Below are 5,962 nucleotides of genomic sequence, written 5' to 3'. Positions count from 1 at the left end.
GTGGTCAACTACCTAATTTTCAGGGAAAAAGTACCTGAATTTTCCCCCTGATCACTCCCAGGCCTGGTACTTTTTGATTGACAAAAAGTCTAAAAGTCTTACCCAACAAGGTTTTTAGATTTATTCAGCAGACCCTATTTAACCGCCAGAAAATCCCTGATTAACGCGCGGGTAGTCGATAAAAATGCGATTCCCTTGGACTCTATATTCACTCTTGAACAGGTATTAGACGGGGATTGGTTCCCCATCGATATCGAACCTTTTCCGGAAACCCGCCCATAAAAAATTTTTCGCTATTTTATCCCAATTCAACTAACTTTATTTACCATAGAAATAGAGAGTTTTGCTAGTAATTATCCTCCCGAGGATAACTACCTGAGATCGATCGAAATGGGATTTAATAAAAATAAGGCCGCATGACTAGCCATTTCTTCTGATAAATAAATCTTTTTATATTTAATAATCCCCGTTTCTAGAAAAGAATCCCTTAACATTGCCTTTGTCCCACTATTAAAATCCGCTTCATAAAAAACTTCTTTAATTCCCGAAGAAATAATTAGTTTTAAGCAGGAAATACAGGGTTCTAAAGTAACGTAAATACTAGCCCCTTGGGTAGAAATACCGTGTTTAGCCGCTTGAGCGATCGCATTAGCTTCGGCATGAATTGCCCTAGAGGGAATTTCTCCGGATTCTCGACAGGTTCCCAAACCGGGATAACAAAAACCCTGGGCAGTACAATGAACTGTTCCTGATGGAGAACCATTGTACCCCGTGGCTAAAACCTGCCGATCTTTGACAATTACCGCACCGACGGGAAAAGCTAAACAGGTGGATCTGGTGGCGGCTAATTTAGCGATCATTAAAAAATATTCGTCCCAAGTCGGTCTTTTTTCTTCAGAGTTGATCACGGTTTTATACCAAGCTAGAAAAAGCGAAAAAGAGGGGGTTCTCTCTGATAGTTATCATTAGATAACCTCTAAACCAATTAAAGCATCACCGTCTGACGCTGGCTGGGTCTGCTCCCAATCCTCTGCGCCAATTCTTGGTATTTCTAGTGGCGGCTTCTCATCCATATCTCTCAGATAACCAGATTTTGTCCCCCCCCGAACGGCTACAAAGAAGTTGACCTTTTTTTAGAGCGTAATCGTAAACCCATTAGTGCAGTAACTCCTAAAGCGATCACCGAGGTCATTTCTGGGGTTGAAGTTATCTTCAAAATTTGCCCCTGTCCACCGACAAAGCCTTGATTGGCAACATAGATAGCTCCATCATCCCCAATTGCTAAACCAGTGGGAAAGAATAAACCCTCATCTAAAATACTTTGACGAGTCCCATTAGGTGCTATTTTCCAAAGCTGACCACTAAAATCTCCTGCCAGAAAATTACTAGCATATTCTAGAACATATAAACTACCATCGGGGGCGAAAGCAAGATCAATGATATTAGTGAAACCTGTCGCAAATTCTTCTAAATTGGTGCCATTAAACCGATAAACATTAGCCCCACCAACGGGAAAAGGAAATCCAGTAAGTTGCCCGATATAGAGTTGATTGTCCGGACCAATAGCCATCCCTGTGGGTACGGCTTGCATAGGAAAAGGATTCGGTAAATTAGGAATAAAGGGTGGTGGTGTAACTGAGCGAACGGGAAAAGTAGCGATCGCTTCTATATTGCCGTTGCCATCAACTCTGAGCAAGGAATTTCCCCCCGCATCGGTGGCATAAATAACACCATTTTGCACAACCAGGGAGTAGGGATTACTATCAACTTCACCCCCATCAGGATTATTATTTCCCTCAAAATCGGCTAAATCTGCTTTTAGTGACCAACTAGGTGTTCCAGATAAGTTTATGGCAATTGCTTGGCCAAAGGCAGGAATACCTAAAGTATTATCTCTAACATTGGGATTAGTTCCCAAACCGATAATACCGAATAGCTGCCCTGATTGGTCGAAGTAAAGGTCTTGAAGACCAGTACCTTCATTGCCTGATGGTTGTTGAGCCAAGGACGGTAAATTATCGATCAAGACCTCCGTTGCTCCCGTGGTTGTATGCAAACGAGCGATCGCGCTAGTTGGTCCGTAGCAAACTTGACTTTGACCTGTCACAACACAAGTTCCGTTACCACCTCTTCCCGCTTGGCTGATATAAAGCTGCCCATCAGGACCAAGGGTCATGCCCCGAGGATTATTTAAACCGCTTGCGAGAACGGTGGTAGAAATATTAGCGGCTAACATTGGAGCGGTTGGGCTAACAAAACCAACAGTGAGAGCTAGGGTGAGGGTTAACTTTTTGTTATTCATACGTTACTGCCAAGTTACTAATCATCAGGCTCTTCTGGTTTCTGTGTGGAAACGAGGTCTATAGTGATAGTTTCTTCCGCAGCTTGAGTGATCGTTTGACAAAAGCGTTCGACTGAGATCACGCCGAAGTCTTCGCCGAACGTCCGAACGTCAAAATAGCACTAAAAGTTTTGCCTGATAAGTATTTCACAATTCTATAAGCAAAGGTTATCACACAAAGTCGAGAAGAGCCATCATCAGACTATCTTAACATCTTAACCTTGAGAATAATCAGATTTTTGCTGATAGCTAAACCCTGACGGCTGGCAAAATAACAGAAATTCTTAAGAAGCTAAAGGGTTTAAATCCCCAGAGAGAGCATTGTAGAATGAAGCGGTTAGTTATCTACTAGAAGAGAGGACTTTTCCGTCCTAGCGACGCAATTCTATTGAAATATTTAACCCAAATTGCCAAGGAGACTGAGTTTTAATGTCTGTTAATTTTCTGGGAGTTGGTTTGTTTCACCATCTCCTTACCCCTTATCTCGCCCTCCATATTCCTGACGGCTTTTTGAGTCCATCGGTGAGTCTATTTACTTGGATAATTGCCGTCGTCCTGATTAGCTTTTCTCTCAAAAAAGTGCGCGGTCACTACGCTGAACGGGCTGTACCTTTGATGGGAGTTTGTGCCGCCTTTATTTTTGCCGCCCAGATGATTAATTTTCCCATTCCGGGGGGAACCTCCGGACATTTATTAGGGGGGACTCTTGCGGGGGTTTTACTCGGTCCCTGGGCGGGTTCTTTGGTGATGGCGGTGGTTTTTATCGTTCAAGCTTTATTTTTTCAAGATGGCGGTTTAACGGTTTTAGGGGCGAATATCGTCAATATGGGTTTGATCGGGACGTTTGGCGGTTATTATCTCTATCTGGGGATTAGAAAAGCCCTCGGTTTTAATAGTTGGCGCAGTATGGCGATTGCTGTTGCCCTGGCCGCTTGGACAAGTGTGGTGGTGGCGGCGTTGGCTTGCGCCCTGCAATTGGCTTTATCTGGCACTGTACCGCCTTTAGTCGCCCTTTTTGCCATGTTATCTTGGCATATCCTCATCGGCATCGGGGAAGCGGTAATTACCGTTTTCGCTGTCGGTTATATCTGGCGAACCCGTCCCGATCTTCTCTACGATCCGCCCCATTCCCTTAATACCTCTGTTCCATCTTCCTACGCTTCTCGTCAATAAAGCAATTAATTCGATGAATATTCGCAGAAATAGCCAATTTTTTCTGATTGGCCTAGTATGTTCCCTAATTATCGCCGTTTTTCTTTCTCCCTTTGCCAGTCCCGATCCCGACGGACTCGATCGAGTGGCGGAAGACTTGCAATTTAGCAAAAAAGAAGACCCTAACGCCCTAGGTAGTCAATTACCTTTCGCCCGAATTTTTGATGGTTATGCCCTCAAAGGTGTTCCCGAAGGTATCGCCACTCCCCTCGCCGGTTTTCTGGGAACTCTTGCCACTTTCGGCATCGCTTGGGGTATCGGTAAATTAGTGATTGCAAAATCCCAAAATCAGGAATAAGGATATGGGAGTCGAGAAGTGGGGCATTTAGCTGAAATTTCCCTAAACCCCTATATCCCTATATCCCTTTTCTAACTGATAACTGATAACTGATAACTGATAACTGAATAAATGCTACACATTGCTACTTTTTATCGCGAAAATGAGGGACAAAATTTCGGTTTTTGGCAGAGACTCGCGCCCCATACCCGGGTTTTAGTTACTCTTTTGTTAGTTTTTGCCACAGCCTTAACGCCGAATGGTAGTTGGGGAACTTGGGGGATTTACGGATTAGGATTAATTATTTTAATTCTGATCAGTCGGGTGAGTATTGCCGTACTTTTACAAAGAGTAGCGATCGAATTTGTCTTTATCGGTGTGGTTTTATTGGGAACTCTTTTTCGTGATGGCGGGGAAATTCTTTGGTCTTGGGGATTTTTGCGGATAACTAGCGAGGGATTGCTGGTGTTAGGCAGTGTCGCCCTAAAAGCTTTTCTCTGTCTTTGTACGGTCAATATTCTGGTTTTAACGACAGCGATTCCTGACCTGTTGCAAGCATTAGTTACCCTAAAAACTCCCCCTTTATTGGTGGCAATTTTGGCTTCTATGTACCGTTATCTAGCTGTTTTGATCGCTGAATTTAATTCCATGCGAAGGGCAGCAATTGCGCGCAATTTAATGAGTAGTCCCCGATGGCAACGGTTGCTAGTGGGACACATGATCGGCGCTTTATTTATCCGTACCTACGAACGTGGCGATCGCATTTATCAAGCCATGTTATCGAGGGGTTACACCGGTTCCTTGCCTTCTGTACAGGTTCCCCAAAGCAAGCTGAACGATTATCTCGCTATAATTGGCACAGTAATTCTGATCCTCTGGGGTCAAATGGTACATCTACTCAGATAAAAGTCTCGTTTTTCATGCACCACAACCCGATTTTTATTGAAAACCTAGTTTATACCTATCCTGACGGCACAGAAGCGTTAAAAGGTATTAATTTAGCCATTGAAGCTACGGAAAAGGTGGCTTTGGTCGGGGCCAATGGATCGGGAAAATCCACCTTATTATTGCATTTTAACGGTATTCTCCCGCCGCAAACGGGTAAAATCACCGTCGGTCCCTACCAAGTTAAACCGGAGAATTTAGAAAATATCCGCAATTTTGTCGGTTTAGTCTTCCAAAACCCCGACGATCAGCTATTTATGCCCACTGTCTGGGAAGATGTGACTTTTGGCCCGATGAATCAGGGAATTCGCGGAGAGGATTTAAACCATCGCTGTCATCATGCTTTACACGCGGTGGGATTGGATTCCAAGCATTACGGTAAGAGAAACAGTCAGAATCTATCGGGGGGTGAAAAAAAACGCGTGGCGATTGCGGGGGTTTTAGCCATGTTGCCGCAGGTCTTAGTTTTTGATGAACCTAGCGCCCAACTGGATCCCCGATCCCGTCGGCAATTAATACAACTGTTAGCCACTTTACCCCAAACCCAAGTCATCGCCACCCATGATCTCGATCTGGCTTTAGAACTATGCGATCGCACGGTGGTTTTAAGTCGTGGTCAGGTGGTGGGAGAGGGAGAAACCGCTAAGATTTTAAGTAATCGGGAATTTTTGGAACAACACGACCTGGAAATACCCCTTTGTTATAGTCGTCCCTACTGTGCGATCGCTGATGCGCCCTCACAAGTCAGTGATCAGTGATCAGTTATCAGATGTGAGTTTTCAGTTCACCGATTACTGTTTACTGGACGGCTACGCCGTGCCTTTGGCAACACTGAAAAAAAGCTCCCTTTTCCCCTCTCATAGACAGTCTTAACGAGTGATTGAGATAGTCAACAGCTTACCGCTACTTAGGGTCTGCTGAATAAATCTAAAAACCTTGTTGGGTAAGACTTTTAGACTTTTTGTCAATCAAAAAGTACCAGGCATGGGAGTGATCAGGGGGAAAATTCAGGTACTTTTTCCCTGAAAATTAGGTAGTTTACCACCTGAAAATCGGTAAAACCCAACCCCCAACCCCCAACCCCTAACCCCCAACCCCCAACCCCCACCGAAAAACTTTTTCAGCAGACCCTACTTAGCGGTTAATTTTTGGGATTCTAAGGGAGAATGATGTAATAACATTAATTG

At 44.2% G+C, this 5,962-nt stretch carries 6 protein-coding genes and 2 pseudogenes; 5 read left to right on the top strand and 3 right to left on the bottom strand.

Features of this window, described 5'->3' with window-relative positions; genetic code table 11:
- Positions 1–132: 132 nt before the first annotated feature.
- Positions 133–282: pseudogene (locus IM322_RS20015) on the top strand (DUF29 domain-containing protein); the annotation flags it as partial.
- Positions 283–371: 89 nt separating this feature from the next.
- Here the strand turns inward: IM322_RS20015 and IM322_RS20010 are convergent.
- Together IM322_RS20010 and IM322_RS20005 are read right to left on the bottom strand one after the other, a co-directional pair.
- Positions 372–908: a deoxycytidylate deaminase gene (locus tag IM322_RS20010; RefSeq protein WP_110578255.1), complete on the bottom strand. Its 537-nt coding sequence runs from the start codon at positions 906–908 to the stop codon at positions 372–374.
- Positions 909–1,111: 203 nt separating this feature from the next.
- Complete coding sequence (locus IM322_RS20005) at positions 1,112–2,302, bottom strand: ScyD/ScyE family protein (RefSeq protein ID WP_287672716.1); 1,191 nt, start codon at positions 2,300–2,302, stop codon at positions 1,112–1,114.
- Positions 2,303–2,770: 468 nt separating this feature from the next.
- On the opposite strand from IM322_RS20005, the gene IM322_RS20000 reads away from it, so the two are divergent.
- The 4 genes from IM322_RS20000 to IM322_RS19985 all read left to right on the top strand — a co-directional run bounded on the left by IM322_RS20000 (position 2,771) and on the right by IM322_RS19985 (position 5,533).
- Entirely contained in the window at positions 2,771–3,514 is a 744-nt protein-coding gene (locus IM322_RS20000; protein ID WP_287672715.1) for an energy-coupling factor ABC transporter permease, read from the top strand.
- A 13-nt stretch (positions 3,515–3,527) separates the two neighbouring features.
- Positions 3,528–3,851 carry a PDGLE domain-containing protein gene (locus tag IM322_RS19995; protein ID WP_287077429.1) on the top strand — a complete coding sequence of 108 codons (324 nt, stop codon included), beginning with the start codon at positions 3,528–3,530 and terminating at the stop codon, positions 3,849–3,851.
- Positions 3,852–3,962: 111 nt separating this feature from the next.
- Positions 3,963–4,736 (top strand): cobalt ECF transporter T component CbiQ, encoded by a 774-nt coding sequence (cbiQ, locus tag IM322_RS19990; RefSeq protein WP_287672713.1) that lies wholly within the window; start codon positions 3,963–3,965, stop codon positions 4,734–4,736.
- 14 nt (positions 4,737–4,750) lie between these two features.
- A complete protein-coding gene (locus IM322_RS19985; RefSeq protein WP_286825649.1) occupies positions 4,751–5,533 on the top strand; it encodes an energy-coupling factor ABC transporter ATP-binding protein in 783 nt (260 codons plus the stop codon).
- A gap of 169 nt (positions 5,534–5,702) precedes the next feature.
- Here the strand turns inward: IM322_RS19985 and IM322_RS23555 are convergent.
- Positions 5,703–5,883, bottom strand: a pseudogene (locus tag IM322_RS23555) (hypothetical protein).
- Between the last annotated feature and the right edge of the window lie 79 nt (positions 5,884–5,962).

Origin of the sequence: Microcystis sp. M109S1, from assembly GCF_020247025.1 — a bacterium.
Classification (GTDB): domain Bacteria; phylum Cyanobacteriota; class Cyanobacteriia; order Cyanobacteriales; family Microcystaceae; genus Microcystis.
The sequence above is the reverse complement of the archived record's forward strand: the minus strand, read 5'-3'. Positions and strand labels throughout refer to the sequence as shown.

Bases quoted from the DNA above. Each gene is read 5' to 3' on its own strand.
- IM322_RS20005 (WP_287672716.1), bottom strand. From the start codon at position 2,302: ATGAATAACAAAAAGTTAACCCTCACCCTAGCTCTCACTGTTGGTTTT.
- IM322_RS20000 (WP_287672715.1), top strand. From the start codon at position 2,771: ATGTCTGTTAATTTTCTGGGAGTTGGTTTGTTTCACCATCTCCTTACC.
- IM322_RS19995 (WP_287077429.1), top strand. From the start codon at position 3,528: ATGAATATTCGCAGAAATAGCCAATTTTTTCTGATTGGCCTAGTATGT.
- cbiQ (WP_287672713.1), top strand. From the start codon at position 3,963: ATGCTACACATTGCTACTTTTTATCGCGAAAATGAGGGACAAAATTTC.
- IM322_RS19985 (WP_286825649.1), top strand. From the start codon at position 4,751: ATGCACCACAACCCGATTTTTATTGAAAACCTAGTTTATACCTATCCT.